Below are 22,401 nucleotides of genomic sequence, written 5' to 3'. Positions count from 1 at the left end.
CCCGGGTGACGCGGCTGCCGAAGGCGAAGATCGAGTCCGGGCCGGTGATGGTCCGGTTGACGTTGTACGTCTCGCAGGACTCGGAGTTTCGATGCCGCGCGGCGGTCGGCGCCGTGGGCAGTTCCGCCCCGGTGCGGCCCGGGAACCGGCCGGCGGCCCCGTGCCGTCTTCGGTACCGGAGACCGTGCCTGTGGGGGGAGCAGCGGTGCAGGAGATCTCGATCGCGCGCCTGGGCGGCCTGGGCGACGTCCGGCTGACAGTCGCCCGCCAGCCGATGCCCACGGTGCTGTCCCTCGCCGCCGACGTTCTGGGGGCGATTCCGCAGGGGCTCCCCCCTTCCTGGCGGACCGCGCTCCGCCGCGCCTGCCCGCCCCACGCGCAGCGCGACCTCTCCGCGGCCTTCGCTCCCGGCGCCCTGTGGGTGCCGGACTGCCTGTCGCCACGGCCGTGGCAGGAGGACGAGGACATGGAGGCGCAGTTCGAGCGGATGCGCGCGGTGGACGCCGCCGAACTCCACCGTGACCTCTGCGCCGACTTCCCCGGCGGCCTGCCGGTCCGCTGGCAACGGGTCGTCGACGACCCGGAGGGCTTCGTCAGGACCTACACGTCGACCCTGCGTGCCCTCTGGCTCACCTACGCGCCGGTGTGGCGGCGCGCGGGCGACCTGCTGCACCGGGAGACCAGCCGCATCGGCACCGCCAGCGTCACCGGGATGCTGTCCACGGCCCTCGCGGGTCTGGGCCCGCGCACCGTGCTGGTCGACGACGCTCTGCGCATCCCCGATCCGTGTGCCACCACGATCGAGCTGGGTGACCGGCGCCTGGTGCTCGTCCCGCTGACCTCCGGCAGGGTCGCCTCCGTGCTCAATCTCGACCAGCCGGACTGCATCTGGATCGGCTATCCGGTTCCCGGCGTCGGGCAACTGTGGTCGTCGGACGCGGCTCCGGTGCCGGCCGAGCCCCTGGCCGCACTCCTCGGTCCGCTGCGGGCACAGCTGCTCGTGCTGGCCGGCCGAAGCCCCAGCATGGGGCGGGTGGCCGTCGCACTCGGCTGCAGTCCCAGCGCGGCGACGCATCACTGCGGCCGGCTGGAGACCGCGGGCCTGGTGATCCGCGAGCGCCAGGGCAAGCGGGTGGTCGTGCACCGGACCGAGCGGGGCGACGAGTTGATCGACACTCTGATCCGGAGCTGACCCGGGGACGACGGCCGCAACCCCGGCGGGCCTGCGGGCCGCAGCCCTGCGAGCATGCGGGCCGCAGTCCGTGGGAAGGCCCCTGCGGCAGCACCGCCCGGAACTCCCGGAACCCTCCTGCAACCGTCCGGCAGCCCTGAACGGCCGCGTGAACAGCCGCTCGAACTGCCGGTCGCGGGCGCGGGGCCGTCCTATGGTCGCCGTACGCCCCATTTCCGCAGGCCAATCCAGGAGGTTTCGTCATGACGTACTCGGGTCGACCCGCTGCCGGCGGTGCCGCGGCGGCCGCCGCCGCTGCCGTGCTGCTTCTCGGTGGAGCGGGCACCGCGTCCGCGTCCGCGCAGCCGGCCTCGTCCAAGCCGCAGCAGATCAGCTCGGCGCAGTTGCAGGCGCACCTCAACCAGGCCGTCGCGCAGGAGCGCCTGGCCGCCGCCTGCCTTCCGGCCTGTGCCGGCCAGATCGTGTAGCGACCGCAGCGGACTGACCAGGACCAGGATCAGGAGGTAGCGATGAGCACCGCGGACCGTTCCGAGACGAGCAGCACCTGGTGCCCGAGCGGCAGGCCCGACGCCCCGGAGTCGGTGGTGCTGGGTGTCCGCTCCGGGCAGGACGGGGAGGTCGTGTACCTCGCCGACCCCGTGCCGGCCCGGGACGTCCTCCCGGTCGTCCCGGAGGACGTCGAGCCGACCCGGGTGCTGCGCTTCGCGTCGCACTGCGTCAGCAACTGTCTGCACCGCAGGGGCCCTGACTGCACCCTGGTGGAGCGGGTGGCGCTCACGCCGGCCGACGAGAAGCGGAACGTGCCGCGGTGCCATCTGCGCGCCCACTGCAAGTGGTGGGCGCAGACCGGAGTCGACGGCTGCCGCCGGTGCCCGGCCGTGGCCACCACCGTCGTCGAGGGCGACGACCTGGGCGCCCTGGTCGCCGACCCCGCGACCACCCGGGAGCAACTGGACGCATGGATAGCCCGGACCGAGCCGGCCGCCCCCCACGCGCCGGCCGCCTCCCACGCGACGGCCGGACCGGGCTGACGCGGCCGCACCGGTGCGGCCGCCCGCTACTCGGTTTCCCGCCCCGGCGGCGACGGCCGTCGACCGGCGGGCCTGCCCACGGGACGCGGCGTACGACCGCGCGCGGGTGCCGTTCCGCTCGACCACACGCGGCCCGGAGGCCGGACCATCGAGCGGGCCCTCGTCCGGCGCCCGTCCGCCGACGGCGGACGGGCGCCGGGCACGCTCTTCTTCAGCCCCGGCGGGCCCGGCAGCGGAACCGTGCAGATGCGGCTCGTACGATCGCTTTCCCGCCGAGGCAGGGGAAGAGGTTCGACACCGTCGGCTGGGGCCCCGTTGAGTGGGGAGCTACCCGCCGGCGTACCCGGCCGGAAAAATCTTGAGCGGGGATGTCGAGATGCCGGGTCCGGCTCCGTCCCCGGGGTGAACGCGACCACAATGGGCCGCACGCTCACCGAGGAGAACCGCCATGGCCAAGTACCTGCTGCTGAAGCACTACCGCGGCGCCCCGGCCCCCGTCAACGACGTGCCGATGGACCAGTGGAGCCCGGAGGAGATCTCGGCCCATGTGCAGTACATGAACGACTTCGCCGCCCGGCTGGAGACGACCGGCGAGTACGTCGACGGCCAGGCGCTCGCCCCCGAGGGGGCGTGGGTCCGCTACGACGGCGAGGGGCGCCCGCCGGTCACCGACGGCCCGTTCGCCGAGACCAAGGACCTCGTCGCGGGCTGGATGGTGATCGACGTCGACAGCTACGAGCGCGCCCTCGAACTCGCCGCGGAACTGTCGGCCGCCCCCGGGGCGGGCGGGAAGCCGATCCACGAGTGGCTGGAGGTGCGCCCGTTCCTGGCCGCGCACCCCACCGTCACGGAGTGACCCCGCGCATGACGCCGACGACCGACACGGAGTGACCTCGCGCATGCCCCCGACGCTGGACGAAGCCCTGCTCAGGCTCCTCACACCGAGCGTGATCACCGTCCTCGTCCGCCGCGGAGCCGACTTCGCGGCGGCCGAGGACGCCGTGCAGGAGGCGCTCGTCGAGGCGCTCCGCGTCCGGCCGGCCGACTCGTCGCCGGGCTCGCCCGACCCGTCCCCGGGTTCGGCCGACCCGTCCCCGTCCCCGGTCGATCCGTCGCCCAGCCCGGGCCCGGACCCGGAGACGGCCGGCTCGCCTCCTGGCTCGGCCGGCCCGTCGCCGGGTTCCCGGTCCGGCCCGCCCGGGGGAGAGCCCCTCCGGGACGCCAAGGGGTGGCTGATCACCGTGGCCTGGCGCAAGTTCCTCGACGCGGCCCGTGCGGACACCGCCCGCCGCCGGCGCGAGGACCGTGTCGAGGAGGAACCGCGGCCCGGGCCCGCGCCCGCCGTGGACGACACGCTCCAGCTCTACTTCCTGTGCGCCCACCCGTCGTTGACCCCGGCCTCGGCGGTGGCGCTCACCCTGCGTGCCGTCGGCGGGCTCACCACCCGCCAGATCGCCGAGGGGTATCTGGTGCCCGAGCCGACCATGGCGCAGCGCATCAGCCGGGCCAAGCGGACCGTGTCCGGAGTGCGGTTCGACCGGCCCGGTGACGTCTCCACCGTGCTGCGCGTCCTCTACCTGGTCTTCAACGAGGGCTACTCCGGCGATGTCGACCTCGCCGCCGAGGCCATCCGGCTCACCCGGCAGCTCGCGGACTCCGTCGACCATCCCGAGGCCGCGGGGCTGCTGGCGCTGATGCTGCTCCACCACGCCCGGCGCCCGGCGCGGACCGCGCCGGACGGCGGCCTGGTGCCGCTCGCCGAGCAGGACCGGAGCCGGTGGGACACCGGCGCGATCGCCGAGGGCATCGGCATCCTGCAAGGGGCTCTCGCCCGCGACCGGCTCGGCGAGTTCCAGGCGCAGGCCGCCATCGCGGCACTCCACGCGGACGCGCCCACCGCCGAGGAGACCGACTGGGTGCAGATCGTCGAGTGGTACGACGAGCTGGCGGGGCTGACGGACAGCCCGGTCGTCCGCCTCAACCGGGCGGTCGCCGTCGGCGAGGCCGACGGGCCGCGCGCCGGTCTGGCGGCCCTCGCGGAACTCGACCCCGCCCTGCCCCGCCACGACGCGGTCGCCGCTCATCTCCACGAGCGCGACGGCGACCTGGCGACGGCGGCCCGGCTGTACGCGGAGGCGGCCCGCAAGGCGTCCAACCTCGCGGAACGCGACCACCTGACCCGCCGGGCGGCCCGCCTCAACGCCCGCCGGTCTCCGTGACGGCGGCGCGGGACGCCCGCCTCCCGCCGCCTTCCGCGCGGCGGATAGGTTGGGCGTCGCCCGAGCTGAGGAGACCCCGATGGCCGACCGCCGCAGCATCCTGTACGTGACCGACCTGGCCTACCCGGCCCGGGGCCGGCGCTACGGCGACGAGGACGTCTTCCTGACCTCCCGGCTGCGCGCGGACTTCGACCTGGCCCTCTGCCACCCGCTGGACGCCGCCGCGCTGATGGACGCGTTCGACGGCGTCGTCGTCCGCAACAGCGGACCGGTCCTGCACTACCGGCGGGAGTACGACGCCTTCCGGGAGCGGGCGGCGGCGCGGGGCACCCGGGTCTACAACCCGCTGACCGGCCGGGGCGACATGGCAGGCAAGCGGTACCTGCTGGACCTGACGGCGGCCGGCTACCCCGTCATCCCCACCGCCGACCGGCCCGAGGACCTGGAACTGCTGCCCACCGCCGCCCAGTACGCGGTCAAGCCGCGAGCGGGCGCGGACTCCATCGGCCTGACCTTCGTCCCCCCGGAGGGGCTGACCGGCCTCACCTACGGCGACATCCTGGTCCAGCCCCGGATCGACTTCCGCTACGAGGTGTCCTTCTACTACGTCGACGACGCCTTCCAGTACGCCCTCCACGCCCCCGACCCCGAGCGCCGCTGGGTCCTCGAACCGTACGACCCCACCCCGGCCGACCTGGCCTTCGCCGCCCGCTTCATCGACTGGAACACCCTCGACCACGGCATCCAGCGCGTCGACGCCTGCCGCACGGAGGCAGGCGACCTGCTCCTCGTCGAACTGGAGGACCTCAACCCCTATCTCTCCCTGGACCGGACCCCGGAGCCCGCCCGCAACTCCTTCGTCGCCGCCATGACGGCTTCCCTCCACCGGTTCCTGGACGCGGGCCCTCGCCGCTGAGGCCCGCAGGGCAGGGTCCCGACGGCGCCCGCCGTCTCACCTCCCGCGACACGCCGGGAGGGGCGCAACGGTGTGCGCCCCAGGGCCCCGGGCGGCACACTCGGTGTCGGTGGGGTGAGCCGGGGGCGGCGTGTTGACGTCGCGTTGATCGGCTGTTTATCGGGTCGCGGCAGGCTCGGGTGCATGCCCATCGACACCATCTTCGAAGCGGACCTGGCCTGGCAGGAGAACGCGCTGTGCGCGCAGGCCGGTCCGGAGTTCTTCTTTCCGGCGCCCGGGTCCTCCACGCGTGAGGCCAAGCAGTTGTGCGGGGCGTGCGAGGGGCGCGCGGCCTGCCTGGAGTACGCGCTCGCCAACGACGAGAGATTCGGCGTGTGGGGCGGCCTGTCGGAGAAGGAACGCCTGCGGCTGCGCCGGGATCAGGGCAGGTAGGGGGCAGGGGCGCTGCGGGGCCGGAGCCGGCCCCGCAGCGGCGGGGTCAGGCGCCGGCGCGGGCCGCCATGCGGGCCTTGCGGGCCGCGAGCCTCTCGTCGAACTTCTTCGCCTCGTCGTCCAGTCCGCCCATGTACAGGCCGAGTTCCTCCTGCGCCTTGCGGCCCTCCGGGCCCAGCCCGTCGATCTCCATGATCTTCAGGAAGCGCAGCACGGGCTGGAGCACGTCGTCGTGGTGGATGCGAATGTTGTAGATCTCGCCGATCGCCATCTGCGCCGCGGCCCGCTCGAAGCCCGGCATCCCGTGGCCGGGCATACGGAAGTTGACCACCACGTCGCGGACCGCCTCCATCGTCGGGTCCGGCGCGATCTCGAAGGCCGCCCGCAGCAGGTTGCGGTAGAAGACCATGTGCAGGTTCTCGTCGGTCGCGATGCGCGCCAGCATCCGGTCGCAGACCGGGTCGCCCGACTGGTGGCCGGTGTTGCGGTGGGACACCCGCGTCGCCAGCTCCTGGAAGGCGACATAGGCCACCGAGTGCAGCATCGAGTGCCGGTTGTCCGACTCGAAGCCCTCCGCCATGTGGGCCATGCGGAACTGCTCCAGCTTGTCCGGGTCGACGGCGCGCGAGGTGAGCAGGTAGTCGCGCATCACGATGCCGTGCCGGCCCTCCTCCGCCGTCCAGCGGTGCACCCAGGTGCCCCAGGCGCCGTCGCGGCCGAAGAGGGTGGCGATCTCGTGGTGGTAGCTGGGGAGGTTGTCCTCGGTCAGCAGGTTCACGACGAGGGCGATCCGGCCGATGTCCGTGACCTTGGACTGGGCGGGCTCCCACGCCTCCCCGTCCTCGAAGAAGCCGGGGAAGTTCCTGCCGTCGCCGAACGGGACGTACTCGTGCGGCATCCAGTCCTTGGCGACCTTCAGATGGCGGTTGAGCTCCTTCTCCACCACCTCCTCGAGGGCGTACAGCAGCCGGGCGTCCGTCCAGGCGTCCGAACTGCCGAGGTGGGGAGAGGTGATCGTCACGGGGGCTCCTGGGGACGGGAGTAGTACTTACGGCTTCGTAGGTTACGAGACCGTAGGTTAAGCAGGGATAAGCGGAGGGGCCAAGCCCGGATGGGTGATGCCCCCTTGCCGACCGTTATGTCCCCTGGTGGCGGCCGGGCGGGGAGACGTACGTCACGCCCTCTCTCCCCGGCGGGAGGCCGTCCGGGCCGGGAAACGCCCCGGTCCGGACGGTGCGCGCATGCCCCGGACCCGCGGTCAGGGGGCGGGGGTTCCGTCCCCGAACACCTCCTCCGGTGACGTGTCACGCAGGCCCTCGCCGTCCAGCAGCAGCCAGCGCGTGATCCCCGCCGACGCAAGGAACGCCGGGTCGTGGCTGGCCACGATCAGCGCCCCCTCGTACGCGGCGAGCGCTCCGGTGAGGCTGCGGACGCTCGCCATGTCGAGGTTGTTCGTCGGCTCGTCCAGCATCAGGAGTTGCGGGGACGGCTCGGCCAGCAGCAGCGCCGCCAGGGCGGCCCGGAACCGCTCGCCGCCCGAGAGCGTGCCCGCAGCCTGGTCGGCCGCCGCGCCCCGGAACAGGAACCGGGCGAGCTGCGCCCGGATCCGGTTGTTGGTGGCCCCGGGCGCGAAGCGGGCCACGTTCGCGGCCACGCTCAGCGAGTCGTCCAGCAGATCGAGCCGCTGGGGCAGGAAACGCAGCGGCACCTCGGCCACCGCCTCGCCCGCCTCCGGGGCCAGCTCGCCCGCGAGGGTGCGCAGCAGCGTGGTCTTGCCCGCGCCGTTGCGCCCCACCAGGGCGATCCGCTCCGGACCGCGCACCTCGAAGTCCCCGTGCAGGGACACTCCGTAACGGAGGGTCAGGTCGCGCAGCCGCAGCACCCCGCGGCCCGGGTGGACCTTGGTGTGCGGCAGATCGATGCGGATCTCGTCGTCGTCGCGTACGGCGTCCACCGCCTCGCCGAGCCGCTCCCGTGCCTCGGCGAGTTTCTCCGTGTGCATGATGCGGTGCTTGCCGGCCGACTCCTGCGCCGCCCGCTTGCGGGCCCCCATCACGATCTTGGGTTCGCGCTTGGCGTCCCACATCTTCTGTCCGTAGCGCTTGCGGCGGGCCAGTTTCACCTGGGCGTCGGCGAGTTCGCGCTTCTGCCGCTGCACATCGGCCTCGGCGACGCGCACCATCCGCTCGGCCGCCTCCTGCTCGACCGACAGCGCCCGTTCGAACTCGCTGAAGTTGCCCCCGTAGAGGCGTACGTCACCGTCGTGGAGGTCGGCGATCCGGTCGACCAGCTCCAGCAGCTCCCGGTCGTGGCTGACCACGATCAGCACCCCGGACCAGGCGGCCACGGCCTCGTGGACGCGCCGCCGGGCGTACAGGTCGAGGTTGTTCGTCGGCTCGTCGAGCAGCAGCACGTCGGGCCGGGCCAGCAGCTGCGCCGCCAGCCGCAGGAGGACGCCCTCGCCGCCGGACACCTCGCCGATGGTGCGGTCCAGGCCGATGTGGCCCAGTCCGAGCTGGTCGAGGGTGGCGAGGGCGCGCTCCTCCACGTCCCAGTCGTCGCCGACGGCCGTGAAGTGCTCCTCGCTCGGATCGCCGCCCTCGATGGCGAGCAGCGCGGCGCGGGCGGCCGCGATGCCGAGGACCTCGTCCACGCGCAGGGCGGTGTCGAGGACCACGTTCTGCGGCAGCCGGCCGACCTCGCCGACGGTGCGGACGGTGCCGTCGGACGGGGTCAGCTCGCCCGCGACCAGCCGCAGCAGGGTGGACTTCCCGGAGCCGTTGAGCCCGGTCAGGCCGGTCCTGCCGGGGCCGATGGCGACGTCGAGCCCGTCGAAGACCTCGGTGCCGTCCGGCCACGAGAAGGAGAGGGCGGAGCAGACGACATGGTGGGTGGTGGTGGATGACATGGGTCTCCCGGTTGCGAGGAAAGGGGTGGGGGCAACGGGTGGAGACACCGGGGCGCGCGTGGCGGCGGTCGCCGGGCCGGGAGGGGGTGGCACGGGTGGAGAAAGGTCCCGGCCGGGCGGCGGACGGCTGTGCGTCGAGGTCACACGCGGTGCGGCAGGCGGAAAGGGCCGTGCGGCACGGGTGTCTCAAGACCTCAGACGAGCAACGTCCTACTCCGATCGACGACAACAGAACCGTCGTCGACGGTACGGAGGGGCGGGCGGGGCGTCAACGGAATTGAACGGAGCCAGGGGGCGTGGGGGACGCCGGTGGGGGCGGGCGGCGGGGTGCTGCGGCTGACAGCCGGCCGTCGGTGCCGACAATGGAGGTACGGCGGTACGGCGGTACCGGCGGGGCGCGCACCCCGGGACGGGCGTCCGCGCCACCGGGGCGGCTGGGCCCGCCGGGGTCGCCGGGGTCGCCGTGGAGAGGAGCGTCCATGCCGGATCGGTCCGTGCGCGGTGCGTTCCGCCTCACCCCGGAGCGTGTCCTGTCGGCGCGCCGGGCGGTTCGGGTCACCGTCGCCGCCTCTGTCGGGTTCTACCCCGCGCTCTACCTGCTGGACCGGCCCGTCGCCGCGCTCTACGCCCTCTTCACGCCCATCGCGCTCGGCGTGCTCTCGCCGCTGCCCGGAGCGGGACGGGACCGGGCGGGCCTGGTGCTCAGGGCGCTGCCCGTCGCCGTGGTGCTCACCGTCCTCGGCACCGCTCTCGCCGTGGGGACGGCTCCGGCCGTCGCGGGCATGCTCGCGGTGGGATTCGTCCTCACCTTCGGCACGGCCTGCGGCCTGGGGCCCGCGGGCGTGGCGCCGGGGCTCCTGCTCTTCTACATCCTGGCCTGCTTCCCGCCGTACGCCCCCGACACACTGCCCCAGCGGCTGGCGGGGGTGATCGCGGGCGGGCTGCTGCTGGCGCTCTGCGAACTGCTCGTCCTTCCCGCGCCGAGGGAGACGCCCTACCGGGAGCGGGTCGCCGACGCGCTGGCGCTCGCCGCCCGCGCCGCGGCGGACTGCGCCCGCGGCCGGGGCGGCGACCCCGAACGGGCGGCCGAGCTGCGCGAAGGCGGGCGCGCCCTGCGCATGTCCCGGCTGCCACCCGGCGTCCGCCCGACCGGCGCGGGCCGCACGGACCGGGCGCTCGCGCACACGGGCGCCGCGGCCCGGCGGCTCCTCGACCAGCTCGCCCGGGCCACCGAGAACCCCGCGCCACCGCCCGGCCGGGACCTCGCCTCCGTGACGCTCCTCCAGCAGATCGCCGCCGAGTGCGCGGCCACCTCGGACGCCCTGTGCGGGCGGCGGCCGGCCCGGGGACCCGAGGCGCTGGAGGAGATGATCACCCAGTTCCTCGCCTCACGCGGACGCGAGGCCGACGAGTCCCGGGAGCGGCCCTCGCCCGACGTGCTCCGCCGGCAGTCCGCCGTCCTCACCATGGGCGCCTCGGCCGTCACCGCGCGGGCCGCCGTGGGAATCGCGTTCGGTGGTGTGCGCGCCGCGCGGGGACTGCCGCGCGAACAGCTCTGGTACGCGAGGCCCGGCACCGCCCGGCTCTGGTGGATCCGCCTCACCGGGAACATCACCCAGCGCTCGGTGGTCTTCCAGAACGCGGTGCGCACGGCGCTGGCGCTGGCGGCGGCCCGTCTGGTCGCCGGGTCGCTCGACCTCACCCACGGGTTCTGGGTGCTGCTCGCCGTCCTGACGCTGGTGCGCACGACCGCCGGCGCGACCTGGTCCGCCGTCCGCGCGGCGGCCGTCGGCACCCTGGCGGGAGCGCTGGCCGCGGGGGTGCTGCTCACCGAGGCGGGCGGGGCGACGGTGGTGTACGCGGCGGTCTTCGTGCCGGTGACGCTGATCGCGTTCACGGTCGGGCCGGTGGCGGGGGTCGCCTGGGCACAGGGGCTGTTCACGCTGGTCGTGTCCTCGGCGTTCGCCCAGCTCGCGCCGGTGACCTGGCAGGTCGCCGAGGCGCGGCTGGTCGACGTGCTGACCGGTTGCGGGATCGGACTGGTCTGTGCGGTGCTGGCCTGGCCGGCCGGCGCGGGGGCGGAGGTGCGGCGCGGGATGGCGGCGCTGCTGCGCTCGGCGGGGCGGCTGGTGCCGCTGACGGTGGGGGCGGCGTTGCCGGGGGGTGACGGGCCGGAGAGGGCGCCGGGAGGTGTCCGGCCAGGATCCACCGGACACCTCCCGGTGGGCGGGGGCGCGCAGGACACGGGAGAGGCGGCCCGCTGGGAGACCCTGCACGTGCTGCGTCTCGCCGAGGCGGCCCACGCGCAGTACCGGAGCGAGCCCGGCGGCGACCGTACCGGCACGGGCCACGACTGGGTGGCCGCGCTCAACTTCGGCATCCACGCGCTGGTCGGGGCGCACTGGCTGCCCCGCCACGACCCCGGCCACGCCGTGCCACCGGACGCGGCCCGCTGGGCCCGCGAGGCGGCCGGGGCCCTGGCCGAGGCGGCGGACCGGGCGGCAGGCTTCCCCCCGGACGGCATCCGCCCCGACCGCCCCCGCGTCCCCGGGAAGACCCTGCGCACGGCCCCACCCGGCGTGCTGCCGGTCCTCGTCGACGTGGAGAACTGGCTCGCGACGCTCACGGACGACCTCGCGGCCGTCGGCGGGGCGGCGGTGGACGACGCGGGGGGCGGGCCCGTACCGGCCCCCGCCGCGCGGGGTGCGCCGGGAGCGGCCCCGGCCGCTTCCGGGGCCGCTCCCGGCGCGAGGTAGGCGCGGGCCGGGGGACCGGGGCCTACGCCGTGTCGATCAGGACGCCCGGGTTGAGGACCCCCGCCGGGTCCAGTGCCCGCTTCGCCGCGCGGAGTGCCAGGGCGAAGGGCTCCGGGCGCTGGCGGTCGTAGGACGGGCGGTGGTCGCGGCCCACCGCGTGGTGGTGGGTGATCGTCGCGCGGTGGCGGTGCAGGACCTCGCCCGCGACGGACTTCAGCTCGTCCCAGACGGCCACCTCGTCGCCCGGCCGCCCCGCCGCCACGACCGTGAAGTAGGGCGCGGCGCCGTCCGGATAGACGTGCGTGAGGCGGCAGTTGACCATCGGCGGGTGCCCCGTCGCCCTGAGCGCCGCAGCCGCCACCTCCGTGCGGACGTCCTCGATCAGGGCGGGCACCCGGTCCCAGGTCGCGGCCGTCTCGAAGGTCTCGACGACCGCGCCCATCCGGGCCAGTCCGTCGCGCAGATACGGCATCCGCAGGAAGGCGGAGCGCCACGCGTCCACGGCCGTGTCCGGTGCCCCGCCCCCGCCGGTGGGGGTCTCGGCCCGTCCGCCGTGGGAGCGGGCCAGGCCGACGGCGAGGGCGAGGCGGTCCTCGACGGGGGCGGTGGCGGACTCGAAGCCGAGTACCAGCACCGCCGAACCGTCCCGGGAGGCTCCGGCGAGCGCCGCCTCGCCCGCGTCCAGGAGACGGCAGTTCGCCGGGCCGAGGTCCGACTGCGCGAGCGCCCGCACCGCCTCCAGCGCGGCACCGAAGCCAGTGAAGGAGACGGCCGCCGACGCCTTGTGCCGCGGCCGTTCCTGGAGCCGCATCCACGCCTCCGTGATGATCCCGAGGGCGCCCTCGGAGCCGAGGAGGAGGCGGTCGGGAGAGGGGCCCGCCCCGGAGGACGGCAGCCGCCACGACTCGGAGGTCCCGGCGGGCGTCACCACGCGCAGGGACTGCGTGAACTCGTCGATCCGGGTCCGCCCGGTCGCGTAGTGGCCGCCCGCGCGGGTGGCGAGCCAGCCGCCCAGCGTGGAGAACTCGAAACTCTGCGGGAAGTGCCGCAGCGTCAGCCCGTGCGGCCGCAGCGCGTCCTCCAGCGCCGGGCCGTACATCCCGGCCTGGATCCGGGCCGCCCGGCCGGTCGCGTCCACCTCCAGGACCCGGTCCAGGGCGGTCAGGTCGAGGGAGAGGACGGCGCGGTGGGCGTCGCCCCGGTACTCCACGCCGCCCGTGACGGAGGAGCCGCCGCCGTACGGGACGATCGCGACGCCCTGCGCGGCGGCCCACTCCAGCAGGTCGGCCACGTCCTGCTCCCGGGCCGGGCGGGCGACCAGGTCGGGGACGCGGCCCGGCCGGCCGCGCAGCGCCCGGATCACGTCCCGGTACGCCTTGCCCGCCGCCCGCGAGGCCCGGGCCGCCGGGTCGGCGCTCACCAGGTGCGCGAGGGCGCCCGGCGGCTCGACGGCGGGGGCGCCGATGCCCAGGTCCCCGACGCGGGGGACGGGCAGCGGGCGGGCGAGGGTGCCGGGGACGAGCGCGCCCAGCTCCGCGCACTCGGCGTCGCCGGGGTGGGCGTCGGCCCAGCCCCAGCCCCACCAGGACCGGGCGCGCGCAGTGCCGGTGCCGGGCGCGGGTGGGGCCGAGGGGGTGGCTTCGGTGGCTTCAGTGGCTTCGGTCATGGGTCTGCCGCTCCGTGATCCGCCGACGGGCATCCCCCGACGCCCGGCCGAACTTACCTTGAGGTAATTTACCGTAGGGTAATATCAGGGGTGTGGCAAGCAATCCGACCGGGCCGGGGTCCGGCAGTCCGACGGGCCCCCGGTCCGGCACCAAGGGCGTACCGCGCGCCGAGCGCGAGCGGCAGATCCTCGACGCGGCGACCGAGGAGTTCGGCCGGCGCGGCTACGCAGGCGCTTCCCTGCCGGCCGTCGCGGCCCGGGTCGGCGTGACCAAGACCCTGCTGCACCAGTACTTCGGCACCAAGCAGGACCTCTGGCTCGCCTGCCTCACCCCGGCGGGGGACCGGCTGCTGGCTGCCGTGCGCGAGGCGATGGCCGAGGGGGGTGCGGACCCGCGCACCCCGCTGCGTGTCCTGCGGGCCGTGTTCACCGCGCTGGAGGGGCGGCGGGAGGCGTGGTTCGTGCTCTACGACCCCTCCCTGCCCCCCGACGGGGAGGCGGCGCGCCGCGCCGCGTACTACCGGGACGCGATCGACGCGCTCGCGGCGACGGGCAGCGACGAGTTGCTGCGCGCGACGGCACGGGCCCCGGCCCCGGCCCCGGCCATGACACCGCCCCCGGCCATGGCACCGGCGCCGCGCGGCGCCGTCGGCGGGCCGGTCGACGACGAGACCCTGCGCCTGGACGCGGACGCGCTGAAGTACGCCTGGCGGGGGCTGGTCACCGCCCTGGTCCGGTGGTGGATCAGCCACCCCGGCGAGTCGCCGGACGCGATGGCCCGGCGTTGCGCGCGGCTCTTCGCGGCGGCGGGGGCCGCGTTCGCGGCGGACGACGAGACGTAGGCGGGGGTCTCGCCGGGCGGACCCGGCGAGACCCCGGGCGGCGCCCGCCCCGGGGTCGGCTCGTGCTCCTCGTCGCGGACCCGTCCCGCGCGCACCCCGGGAGCGGGGCGTCCTCCCCGCAGCGGACCCCGGCCGAGGCCCCGGGGTCACCGCCTCCGGGCTCGGGGCGGCGCCCCCGGACCCTGGCCGCCCCACCCCGGGCCGCCGCCATCGGACGCCGGCCGCCCCGCCCGAGGCCGCCGCGCCGCCCCACGGGCTCCCGCCGCGTCAGTGTCCGCCGAGCAGGTCCGCCAACTCCCCGTCGAGGTCCAGGTGCAGATGCTCGGTGCCCGTCGGTACCAGGCTCTCGGAGCGCTCCAGGAAGCGCCGCAGCTCACCCGTGCGGATGTGCACCATCGCGATGCCCTCCGGCGCGTGGAACTCCAGCACCGTGCGGTCGTAGCCGTACGGCCGTACCCGCACGTCGCCCGACCCGGCGGGCTCCTGCACGCCCTCGGTGAGCAGGCGGCGGGCGAACTCCCAGGAGACGTCGGTGCCTTCGAGGGTCGCCGGGGCGGGGAAGCCGATGCGCACCGAGAACGGTTCGCGGGGGTCGTAGTGCAGCGTCGCGGGGACCGACTCCATCCGGGGCGCGGAAGCGACGAGCCGGGCCTGCACGGCCTGCTCGATGACGGTGGACACGACCCGCTCCTTCACTGTGCCGATCGCCCGATCACCGGCACACGTCTCCTGGCGCCGAGGAAGACGACTCGGTGGCCGGATCCGTGCACCCCGGAACGGGGTGACCTCCGTCACCGTCACGCGACGCCCCCGATGGCCGTCTCGCACTCTGGACGCTCCGTCGTCCGTGGGCTAGCTTCCGGCGCCATGGCATTCAAGGGGAAGACGAGACGAGCGGTGTCCGTGGGGCTGAGCGCCCTCGCGGTGGCGGCGGTACTGGCCGCTCCCGCGCGCGCGACGGGGACGGGAGCGGCCACCGCCACGGGCACCGGCGCGGGCGCAAGCGCGACCACCGCCGCCGGCGAACGCGCCGCCGTGAGCGTGCCGTTCGGCTGGCGGCTGAAGGAGACGGGCACCCAGGTCCGCTTCCGCGGCCTCGCGGCGGTCAGCCGCACCACCGCCTGGGCGGCCGGCTCGGCGGGCACCGTGCTGCGCACCACCGACGGTGGCCGCACCTGGGCCGATGTGTCCCCGGAGGACGCGGCGGAGCTGGAGTTCCGGGACGTCGAGGCCTTCGACGCCCGCCGCGCCGTGGTCCTGGCGATCGGCGAGGGCGAGGCGTCCCGGCTGCTGCGCACCGAGGACGGCGGCCGCAGCTGGACCGAGTCCTTCCGCAACACCGACCCCCGGGCGTTCTACGACTGCGTCGCCTTCTTCGACAGCCGCAACGGCCTCGCGATGAGCGACCCGGTCGACGGCAGGTTCCGCATCCTGTCCACCCGGGACGGCGGCCGCAGCTGGCGGGTGCTGCCGGACGCGGGCATGCCCGCCGCCCTGCCGGGCGAGGCCGGGTTCGCCGCGAGCGGCCAGTGCCTGGTGACGGCGGGTCGCTCGGACGTCTGGCTCGCCACCGGGGGAGGGGCCGCCGGCCGGGTGCTGCACTCCGGCGACCGGGGCCTCAACTGGACGGTCGCGGACTCCACGATCCCCGCCGGGGACGCCGCGCGGGGCGTGTTCGCCCTGGCCTTCCGCGACCGCGCGCACGGCCTCGCGGTCGGCGGCGACTACCGCACCGGCGAGCCCTCACCCCGCGCCGCCGCCGTCACCCGCGACGGGGGCCGCGACTGGCGGCAGGCCGGTACGCCGCCCCCCGCCTACCGGTCCGGGGTCGCCTGGCTGCCGCACACCCGCACGGCGGCGCTGGCGGTCGGTCCGACCGGCACCGATCTGACCCTGGACGGCGGCCGCACCTGGCGGACCGTCGACACCGGCTCCTTCGACACGGTCGACTGCACGGCGGACCTGGGCTGCTGGGCCTCGGGCGAGAAGGGCCGGGTCGCCCGGCTGGAACCCGTGGCGGGCACGGGCCGCTGACGGCCGGGGCCCCGGCGCGCCTGACGCCGGGGCCCCGCCCGCGCTCGCCCCGCGCCTCAGGCGGGCAACTGCTCCCGGTACGCGGCCAGTCCGGGCGCGGTCTTCGTCGCGGTGAACTCGGTGATCCGGTACGCGCACACCCCGCCCGTCACGAACGGGTCCGCCGCGGTGATCTCCTCGGCGCGCGCCCGGTCGATCCCGGCGGCCAGGATGACCCCGCCGTCCCGCGGGTTCTTGCGGCCCGAGGCGATGAACACCCCCTCCGCGTAGTACGCGTCCAGCCAGGCGACATGCGCGTCGAGCAGGGCGTCGGCGCGCTCCACCGGTTCGGTGTACGTCAATTCCAGTACGAACATGATCGCCAGGCTACCCGCCGGCTCCGGCACCCTCGCTCCGCCGTACGCTGGCCGCACCATGACCATCGTCGACGTACCCGCGGGCTGGCCCGCCACCGAGGAGGCCGCCCGCGCGGTCCAGGACGAACTCCGCGCCCGTGCCGTCCTCGACGAGCCCGGCCCGCCGCCCGGCACCGGGCACCTCACCGGCGTGGACGTCGCGTACGACGACGCGCGGGACCTGGTCGCCGCCGCGGCCGTCGTCCTGGACGCGGCGACCCTGGCGGTCGTCGAGGAGGCCACCGCCGTCGGCCGGGTCTCCTTCCCGTACGTGCCGGGCCTGCTGGCCTTCCGTGAACTGCCCACCGTGCTCGCCGCCCTGGAGTCGCTGGACGCGGACCCGGGGGTCGTGGTCTGCGACGGATACGGGCGTGCCCACCCGCGCCGTTTCGGACTCGCGAGCCACCTCGGGGTGGTGACGGGGCTGCCGGCGTTCGGCGTCGCGAAGAACCCGTTCGTGTTCAGCCACGCCGAACCCGGCCCGGCGCGCGGCGCGTCGGCGCCCCTGCTCGCCGAGGACGGCGAGGAGGTCGGCCGTGCCCTGCGGACCCGGGCCGGGGTGAAACCGGTCTTCGTGTCGGCCGGCCACCGGGTGACCCTGGAATCAGCCTGCGCGCAAACACTGTGGCTGGCGCGGGAGTTCCGCGTTCCGGAGACCACCCGGCGGGCCGACGCGCTCTGCCGCCGCGCGCTCAAGGAGGCGACAGGGGCGACGGGAGCGGGCTGACCCGCGCCCGGCCTCGGGTCCAAGGCCCGGGGCCCCGGGGCTACGGCCCGGCCGCCGGGGAGGCGCCCCCGGGCGTCGCCGTCACCAGGTCCGCCAGGTCCGCGCCCGCCCGCAGCAGTGCCACGCTCCGGGCCGCCAGGTCGTCCAGACGGCGGCGCAGAATCGTGTCGGCACCGGCCAGACCGTCGAGCCGGTCCAGGGAGGCCATGACCTCGCGTACGGCGGGGATGCCGTGCCCGCCCGCCCGCAGGGCCGCGACCACCCGGGCCGCCGCCACCGCCCGCGGGCCGTAACGGCGGGCCCGCAGCGAGGTCACCCGCTCCGGCGCGACCAGACCTTCCTGTTCCCAGAACCGCAGGGTCGAGGGGCGCACCCCCAGAGCCCCCGCGAGTTCGGTGATCGTCATGGTGTCGTCGCCCCGCTCCGGTGCGGGCCCCGAGCCGTCACCCGTCTCCGCCCGCACGCTCCGCAGCGCCTCCCGGGCGCGCAGCGTCTCCGAGCGTTCCCGGGCCAGGCCGGCGTGGAGCGTGTCGACCGCGGCGGCCGCGTCCACGAGCGTCGCCGTCCGCAGTTCCGCGAGCAGCCGTCGCGCGGCGACCGGCCCGACGGCGACGGCGAGGCCCCGGTAGGCACGCAGCGCCCGCACGTGCAGCGCGGTCCAGGCCCGGTAGCCGTTTTCCGCACGGGGCGCGGGCGGTGTGACCCCGAGCCGTTCCAGGTCCCGGACCTGCTGGAGGGAGTAGCCGGACTCCCGCGCCACGTCCGCGGTCCGCAGCGGCCTGCCCCGCCCGCCCGCCTTCTCCGCCCGCTCAGCCGTCCGCCGCACCCGACACCTGCGCGAACCCCACACGAGGACTTGAAGCCGACACTCGAACCATGGACAGCAGCATGCAGCAGATCATCGACACCGTGCGGTCATTCGACGGCGCGCTCGTGGTCCTCCCGGGCCCCGGCGGAGACTTTCCCCGGGAGGCGTGGGGGGACGCGTTCTTCTTCCACGCCCCCGACGGCACGATGCCCGCGAACACCCAGCCCTACGGGACGATCACCACCCGGGACCTGCCCGGCGACACCGCCTCCGACCTCGATCCGCCCGGCCGGTGGCGGGTGAACATCCACGTCGGGCGGACGGCCTCCAGCCACCTCCCGCGGGAGGAACCCGCCCCGGACCACAGCGCCGCCGACGTCCTGCTGCCGCATCCCGTCTACGGCGCGCAGGGCTGGGTCTGCGTCGTCACCCCGGGGGAGCGGACCGCGGCGGAGGTGCTGCGGCTGCTGCGCGCGGCCCACGACGCCGCCGCGGCCCGGGGCCGGCGGCGGCGTGCGACCGGCGCGCCACGGCCCGCCGGCTGACGGAGTGGCGGGAGAGCGGGGCCCGGCCGCCGTCCCCGCCCTCGCCGCCGCCCGTTCAGCGCGCGTGCGCCACCCGGAAGGTGATGCCCGCCTCCCGCAGGCGGGAGACCAGCGCGTCACCCATCGCGGCGGCCGGGGTGACCTGGCCCGCCGTGGGCGGCAGCGTGTCGAAGGCCAGGCTGAGCGCCGCCTCCGCGAGGATCTTCGCCGTCTCGTCGTAGCCCGGGTCCCCGCCGCGCACCTCCGTGAAGACGCGGCGGCCGCCGCCCTCGCCGACGAAGCGCACCGAGAACCAGCTCCGCGCCCGGCGTTGCGCGCTCGGACCGGTGCCCGGTTCGACGACGCGCATCAGGGCGCGCCGGGCCGCCGGGATCTGGGCGAGGAGGAAGCCCGTGCCCACCGCGACGGGGCCGCCCAGCGCCACCGGGAGGGTCTTCACCGCGGCGTAGTGGCGGTAGCGGAAGTCGGGGCCGTACCGTTCCAGCGCGCGGGCCGAACGCGCCACCACCTGGCCGTCGATGGTCGGCAGGGGCAGCGCCCAGGCGCCCGTCTCGCGGCTGAAGCGGGGCCCGCCGGCCGGGGAGCCCGCGCGGCGACCGGCGAGGCGCGGCTCGTGCAGCCGCCGCTCGCGTGCCGCCCGCAGTGTCTGCCGGCCGCGCCCCATCGCGTTCAGCGCGGAGGCGAAGGTACCGCCGGAGAACATGGCGTTGGACCTCACGAAGCCGTCCACCCGCAGCGGGACGCCCTCGGGGAACTGCTGCACGGTGAAGAGCACGCCCAGGTCGTGCGGTACGGAGTCGAAGCCGCAGCAGTGCACCATCCGGGCGCCCGTCTCGCGCGCGAGGGCGTCGTGGCGGACGTACATGTCGTCCACGAACTCCGGTTCGCCGCACAGGTCCAGATAATCCGTCCCTGCCGCCGCGCACGCGGCGACCAGCGGCTCCCCGTGCCAGACGTAGGGCCCCACGGTGGTGGCCAGGACCCGGGTGGAGCGGGCGAGGGCGCGCACCGCGTCCCGGTCGGAGGCGTCCACCACCACGAGCGGGAGGTCCGCGCAGGCGGGGGAGAGCTTCGCGAGCCGTTCCCGCAGCGCCTCCAGCTTCGCTCGGCTGCGCCCCGCGACGGCCCACCGGCAGCCGGTGGGCGCGTGCCGCGCCAGATACGCGGCGGTCAGCTCCCCCGCGAAACCGGTCGCGCCGAAGAGGACGACATCGTACGGACGCTCACCGCGACCGCTTTCGTTCTGGCTGTTCAAGGGCTCCTCCGCCGTAGTGGTCCGGTGCCGATGGGGCGGGCCGGGGTCAGGGGGCGCCGAGAAGATCGGGCCGGATCCGGTCGGCAGACCCTAGCGTGCCGCGCGGCCCCGCAGAAGACGGGTTCCCCATCGGTAACCTGACAGACCTGCCCGCTCTAAGCGCTTGCTCGGTGCAATGCCCCGGAAGGCCTTGTGCGGAGTGGAACGTGTTCTTACCATCGCTGGTGTTACATCACTAGTGTCACACTGCTGGGGGCCGGATGACAGCCACAGGGAACGGGCCGCTGGCCGGGGTGCGCGTCGTCGAACTGGCGGGCATCGGGCCCGGACCGTTCGCCGCGATGCTCCTGGCCGACCTGGGGGCCGACGTCGTCCGCGTCGACCGCCCCGGCGGCCCCGGGCTCGGGATCGACCCCGCACGCGACCTCACCAACCGCAACAAGCGCTCCGTCCTCGTCGACCTCAAGGCGGAGGACGGGCCCACCCGGGTGCTCGACCTGGTGGCGAAGGCGGACATCCTGATCGAGGGCTACCGGCCCAAAGTCGCCGAACGCCTGGGCGTCGGCCCCGACGTCTGCCTGGCGCGCAACCCGCGGCTGGTCTACGGGCGGATGACCGGCTGGGGCCAGGACGGCCCCCTCGCCGAGCGGGCCGGCCACGACATCTCCTACATCGCCGTCACCGGCACCCTCTCCATGATCGGCCAGGCGGACCAGCCGCCCGTCGTCCCCGCCAACCTGGTCGGCGACTACGCGGGCGGCTCCCTCTACCTGGTCGTGGGTGTGCTCGCCGCCCTCCAGCACGCCCGCTCCGAGGGAGGCACCGGCCAGGTGGTGGACGCCGCGATCGTCGACGGCGCCGCCCACCTCGCCACGATGATCCACGGCATGATGGCGGCCGGCGGCTGGCAGGACCGCCGGGGCGCCAACCTCCTCGACGGCGGCTGCCCCTTCTACGGCTCCTACGAGACCGCCGACGGCGAGTACATGGCGGTCGGCGCCCTGGAGCAGCGCTTCTACGACGAGTTCATCACCCTGCTCGGCATCGCCGACCAGGTGCCCGCCCGCAAGGAGTTCGGCCGCTGGGACGAACTGCGGGCCGCCGTCGCCGCCCGCTTCCGGACCCGCACCCGCGCCGAGTGGACGGCCGTGTTCGAGGGCTCCGACGCCTGCGTCGCCCCCGTCCTGTCCCTCCGCGAGGCCCCGCACCACCCCCATCTCGCCGCCCGCGGGACCTTCACGCACCACGGCGGCGTCCCGCAACCCGCGCCCGCGCCCCGCTTCTCCGCCACCCCCGGCGCCGTCACCCGGCCGCCCGCGCTGCCCGGCGCGGACACCGCCGAGGTCGCCCGGGACTGGGGCGTACCGCTCACCGGCCCCGCCGGGCACGCCGACCCGGCCGGCCCCGCCACGCACGCCGACCCGGCCGCCCCCGCCGGAGGCACCGGCAGAACCGGCAGCGCCCGCACCGAGGAGGACCGTTGAAGCGCCAGATCTTCACCGAGGAGCACGAGGCGTTCCGGGAGACCGTGCGCACCTTCCTCACCAAGGAGGTCCTCCCGCACTACGCGCAGTGGGAGAAGGACGGCATCGTCAGCCGCGAGGCCTGGCTCGCGGCCGGCCGGCAGGGCCTCCTCGGCCTCGCCGTCCCCGAGGAGTACGGAGGCGGCGGCAACGGCGACTTCCGCTACGCGGCCGTGCTCCACGAGGAGTTCACCCGCGCCGGCACCCCCGGCCTCGCCATCGGTCTGCACAACGACATCATCGGCCCCTACCTCACCTCCCTGGCCACCGAGGAGCAGAAGCGCCGCTGGCTGCCCGGCTTCTGCACCGGCGAGACCATCACCGCCATCGCCATGACCGAACCCGGCGCCGGCTCCGACCTCCAGGGCATCCGCACCACCGCCGAGGACCGCGGCGACCACTGGCTCCTCAACGGCTCCAAGACCTTCATCTCCAACGGCATCCTCGCCGACCTGGTGATCGTGGTCGCCCGCACCACCCCCGAGGGCGGGGCGCACGGACTCTCCCTGCTCGTCGTGGAACGCGGCGCCGAGGGCTTCGAGCGCGGCCGCAACCTCGACAAGATCGGCCAGAAGTCCCAGGACACCGCCGAGTTGTTCTTCAACGACGTACGGGTGCCGAAGGAGAACCTGCTCGGCGAAGTCAACGGCGCGTTCATCCACCTGATGACCAACCTCGCCCAGGAGCGCATGGCCATCGCCGTCGCCGGGATCGCCGCCGCCGAGCACCTGCTGGAGATCACCACCGCGTACGTCAAGGAGCGCGAGGCGTTCGGCCGTCCGCTGGCCCGGCTCCAGCACATCCGCTTCGAGATCGCCGAACTGGCCACCGAGTGCGCCGTCACCCGGGCCTTCCTGGACCGCTGCATCGAGGACCACGCCAAGGGCGAACTGGACGCAGTGCACGCCTCGATGGCCAAGTGGTGGGCCACCGAACTCCAGAAGCGCGCCGCCGACCGGTGCCTCCAACTCCACGGCGGGTACGGCTACATGAACGAGTACCCGGTCGCCCGGGCCTTCACCGACGGGCGGATCCAGACCATCTACGGCGGTACGACCGAGATCATGAAGGAGATCATCGGCCGCTCCCTGCTCGGCTGACCCGGACCTCGGCCGACCCCGACCGCGCCGGGCCGCGGCCCGGGCTCCCCGC

21 protein-coding genes are annotated in these 22,401 nt (G+C 75.3%); 14 read left to right on the top strand and 7 right to left on the bottom strand.

The annotated features are described in order from the left end of the window. The first annotated feature begins 205 nt into the window (after positions 1 to 205). The 7 genes from C593_RS31045 to C593_RS0116395 all read left to right on the top strand — a co-directional run bounded on the left by C593_RS31045 (position 206) and on the right by C593_RS0116395 (position 5,790). Complete coding sequence (locus tag C593_RS31045) at positions 206 to 1,192, top strand: winged helix-turn-helix domain-containing protein (protein ID WP_018848394.1); 987 nt, start codon at positions 206 to 208, stop codon at positions 1,190 to 1,192. Between the two features lie 242 nt (positions 1,193 to 1,434). After that, positions 1,435 to 1,659, top strand: coding sequence for a hypothetical protein (locus tag C593_RS0116420; RefSeq protein WP_018848393.1), 225 nt, complete (start codon positions 1,435 to 1,437; stop codon positions 1,657 to 1,659). A 42-nt stretch (positions 1,660 to 1,701) separates the two neighbouring features. Next, the gene (locus C593_RS0116415) at positions 1,702 to 2,223 is read left to right on the top strand and encodes a hypothetical protein (protein ID WP_018848392.1); all 522 of its coding nucleotides are present in this window, start codon (positions 1,702 to 1,704) and stop codon (positions 2,221 to 2,223) included. 448 nt (positions 2,224 to 2,671) lie between these two features. Next, on the top strand, positions 2,672 to 3,079 hold the full coding sequence (locus C593_RS0116410; RefSeq protein ID WP_018848391.1) for a YciI family protein: 408 nt from the start codon (positions 2,672 to 2,674) through the stop codon (positions 3,077 to 3,079). A 55-nt stretch (positions 3,080 to 3,134) separates the two neighbouring features. After that, a complete protein-coding gene (locus tag C593_RS29885) occupies positions 3,135 to 4,442 on the top strand; it encodes a DUF6596 domain-containing protein (protein ID WP_026277753.1) in 1,308 nt (435 codons plus the stop codon). A 79-nt stretch (positions 4,443 to 4,521) separates the two neighbouring features. Continuing rightward, positions 4,522 to 5,358: a hypothetical protein gene (locus C593_RS0116400; RefSeq protein ID WP_018848389.1), complete on the top strand. Its 837-nt coding sequence runs from the start codon at positions 4,522 to 4,524 to the stop codon at positions 5,356 to 5,358. A gap of 183 nt (positions 5,359 to 5,541) precedes the next feature. Continuing rightward, on the top strand, positions 5,542 to 5,790 hold the full coding sequence (locus tag C593_RS0116395) for a WhiB family transcriptional regulator (RefSeq protein ID WP_018848388.1): 249 nt from the start codon (positions 5,542 to 5,544) through the stop codon (positions 5,788 to 5,790). 46 nt (positions 5,791 to 5,836) lie between these two features. Here C593_RS0116395 and C593_RS0116390 read toward each other — a convergent pair whose 3' ends face one another. Both C593_RS0116390 and C593_RS0116385 read right to left on the bottom strand, forming a co-directional pair. Continuing rightward, positions 5,837 to 6,811 (bottom strand): acyl-ACP desaturase, encoded by a 975-nt coding sequence (locus C593_RS0116390; RefSeq protein WP_018848387.1) that lies wholly within the window; start codon positions 6,809 to 6,811, stop codon positions 5,837 to 5,839. Positions 6,812 to 7,048: 237 nt separating this feature from the next. Further along, a complete protein-coding gene (locus C593_RS0116385; RefSeq protein ID WP_018848386.1) occupies positions 7,049 to 8,698 on the bottom strand; it encodes an ATP-binding cassette domain-containing protein in 1,650 nt (549 codons plus the stop codon). Between the two features lie 479 nt (positions 8,699 to 9,177). Here C593_RS0116385 and C593_RS0116380 point away from each other — a divergent pair, with 479 nt between their 5' ends. Continuing rightward, complete coding sequence (locus tag C593_RS0116380; protein WP_018848385.1) at positions 9,178 to 11,454, top strand: FUSC family protein; 2,277 nt, start codon at positions 9,178 to 9,180, stop codon at positions 11,452 to 11,454. 22 nt (positions 11,455 to 11,476) lie between these two features. On the opposite strand, the gene C593_RS0116375 is transcribed toward C593_RS0116380, so the two are convergent. Continuing rightward, complete coding sequence (locus tag C593_RS0116375) at positions 11,477 to 13,120, bottom strand: FAD-binding oxidoreductase (RefSeq protein WP_018848384.1); 1,644 nt, start codon at positions 13,118 to 13,120, stop codon at positions 11,477 to 11,479. A 92-nt stretch (positions 13,121 to 13,212) separates the two neighbouring features. Here C593_RS0116375 and C593_RS29880 point away from each other — a divergent pair, with 92 nt between their 5' ends. Further along, a complete protein-coding gene (locus C593_RS29880; RefSeq protein ID WP_018848383.1) occupies positions 13,213 to 13,962 on the top strand; it encodes a TetR/AcrR family transcriptional regulator in 750 nt (249 codons plus the stop codon). Between the two features lie 267 nt (positions 13,963 to 14,229). Here the strand turns inward: C593_RS29880 and ssgD are convergent, their stop codons facing one another. Beyond that, complete coding sequence (ssgD, locus tag C593_RS0116365; RefSeq protein ID WP_026277752.1) at positions 14,230 to 14,643, bottom strand: spore wall synthesis regulator SsgD; 414 nt, start codon at positions 14,641 to 14,643, stop codon at positions 14,230 to 14,232. A 186-nt stretch (positions 14,644 to 14,829) separates the two neighbouring features. On the opposite strand from ssgD, the gene C593_RS0116360 reads away from it, so the two are divergent. Beyond that, complete coding sequence (locus C593_RS0116360) at positions 14,830 to 15,996, top strand: oxidoreductase (RefSeq protein ID WP_199790041.1); 1,167 nt, start codon at positions 14,830 to 14,832, stop codon at positions 15,994 to 15,996. A gap of 56 nt (positions 15,997 to 16,052) precedes the next feature. Here C593_RS0116360 and C593_RS0116355 read toward each other — a convergent pair whose 3' ends face one another. After that, positions 16,053 to 16,352 carry a YciI family protein gene (locus C593_RS0116355; RefSeq protein ID WP_018848380.1) on the bottom strand — a complete coding sequence of 100 codons (300 nt, stop codon included), beginning with the start codon at positions 16,350 to 16,352 and terminating at the stop codon, positions 16,053 to 16,055. 58 nt (positions 16,353 to 16,410) lie between these two features. Here C593_RS0116355 and C593_RS0116350 point away from each other — a divergent pair, with 58 nt between their 5' ends. Further along, positions 16,411 to 17,118, top strand: a complete 708-nt coding sequence (locus C593_RS0116350; RefSeq protein ID WP_026277751.1) for an endonuclease V — start codon at positions 16,411 to 16,413, stop codon at positions 17,116 to 17,118. Between the two features lie 40 nt (positions 17,119 to 17,158). Here the strand turns inward: C593_RS0116350 and C593_RS0116345 are convergent, their stop codons facing one another. Next, entirely contained in the window at positions 17,159 to 17,944 is a 786-nt protein-coding gene (locus tag C593_RS0116345; protein ID WP_018848378.1) for a MerR family transcriptional regulator, read from the bottom strand. A gap of 50 nt (positions 17,945 to 17,994) precedes the next feature. Between C593_RS0116345 and C593_RS0116340 the strand changes: the two genes are divergently transcribed. Further along, the gene (locus C593_RS0116340) at positions 17,995 to 18,471 is read left to right on the top strand and encodes a DUF6194 family protein (protein ID WP_018848377.1); all 477 of its coding nucleotides are present in this window, start codon (positions 17,995 to 17,997) and stop codon (positions 18,469 to 18,471) included. 55 nt (positions 18,472 to 18,526) lie between these two features. Here the strand turns inward: C593_RS0116340 and C593_RS0116335 are convergent, their stop codons facing one another. Continuing rightward, the gene (locus C593_RS0116335; RefSeq protein ID WP_018848376.1) at positions 18,527 to 19,726 is read right to left on the bottom strand and encodes a saccharopine dehydrogenase NADP-binding domain-containing protein; all 1,200 of its coding nucleotides are present in this window, start codon (positions 19,724 to 19,726) and stop codon (positions 18,527 to 18,529) included. A 260-nt stretch (positions 19,727 to 19,986) separates the two neighbouring features. Between C593_RS0116335 and C593_RS0116330 the strand changes: the two genes are divergently transcribed. Continuing rightward, positions 19,987 to 21,210, top strand: a complete 1,224-nt coding sequence (locus C593_RS0116330) for a CaiB/BaiF CoA transferase family protein (protein WP_078521589.1) — start codon at positions 19,987 to 19,989, stop codon at positions 21,208 to 21,210. Beyond that, the gene (locus tag C593_RS0116325) at positions 21,207 to 22,349 is read left to right on the top strand and encodes an acyl-CoA dehydrogenase family protein (RefSeq protein WP_018848374.1); all 1,143 of its coding nucleotides are present in this window, start codon (positions 21,207 to 21,209) and stop codon (positions 22,347 to 22,349) included. Before C593_RS0116330 ends, C593_RS0116325 begins: the two co-directional genes overlap by 4 nt. Positions 22,350 to 22,401 lie beyond the last annotated feature (52 nt).

This window comes from Streptomyces sp. CNT372 (genome assembly GCF_000377145.1).
The sequence above is the reverse complement of the archived record's forward strand: the minus strand, read 5'-3'. Positions and strand labels throughout refer to the sequence as shown.

Bases quoted from the DNA above. Each gene is read 5' to 3' on its own strand.
- C593_RS0116420 (WP_018848393.1), top strand. From the start codon at position 1,435: ATGACGTACTCGGGTCGACCCGCTGCCGGCGGTGCCGCGGCGGCCGCC.
- C593_RS0116415 (WP_018848392.1), top strand. From the start codon at position 1,702: ATGAGCACCGCGGACCGTTCCGAGACGAGCAGCACCTGGTGCCCGAGC.
- C593_RS0116410 (WP_018848391.1), top strand. From the start codon at position 2,672: ATGGCCAAGTACCTGCTGCTGAAGCACTACCGCGGCGCCCCGGCCCCC.
- C593_RS0116400 (WP_018848389.1), top strand. From the start codon at position 4,522: ATGGCCGACCGCCGCAGCATCCTGTACGTGACCGACCTGGCCTACCCG.
- C593_RS0116395 (WP_018848388.1), top strand. From the start codon at position 5,542: ATGCCCATCGACACCATCTTCGAAGCGGACCTGGCCTGGCAGGAGAAC.
- C593_RS0116385 (WP_018848386.1), bottom strand. From the start codon at position 8,698: ATGTCATCCACCACCACCCACCATGTCGTCTGCTCCGCCCTCTCCTTC.
- C593_RS0116380 (WP_018848385.1), top strand. From the start codon at position 9,178: ATGCCGGATCGGTCCGTGCGCGGTGCGTTCCGCCTCACCCCGGAGCGT.
- C593_RS0116375 (WP_018848384.1), bottom strand. From the start codon at position 13,120: ATGACCGAAGCCACTGAAGCCACCGAAGCCACCCCCTCGGCCCCACCC.
- C593_RS0116360 (WP_199790041.1), top strand. From the start codon at position 14,830: ATGGCATTCAAGGGGAAGACGAGACGAGCGGTGTCCGTGGGGCTGAGC.
- C593_RS0116355 (WP_018848380.1), bottom strand. From the start codon at position 16,352: ATGTTCGTACTGGAATTGACGTACACCGAACCGGTGGAGCGCGCCGAC.
- C593_RS0116350 (WP_026277751.1), top strand. From the start codon at position 16,411: ATGACCATCGTCGACGTACCCGCGGGCTGGCCCGCCACCGAGGAGGCC.
- C593_RS0116340 (WP_018848377.1), top strand. From the start codon at position 17,995: ATGGACAGCAGCATGCAGCAGATCATCGACACCGTGCGGTCATTCGAC.
- C593_RS0116330 (WP_078521589.1), top strand. From the start codon at position 19,987: ATGACAGCCACAGGGAACGGGCCGCTGGCCGGGGTGCGCGTCGTCGAA.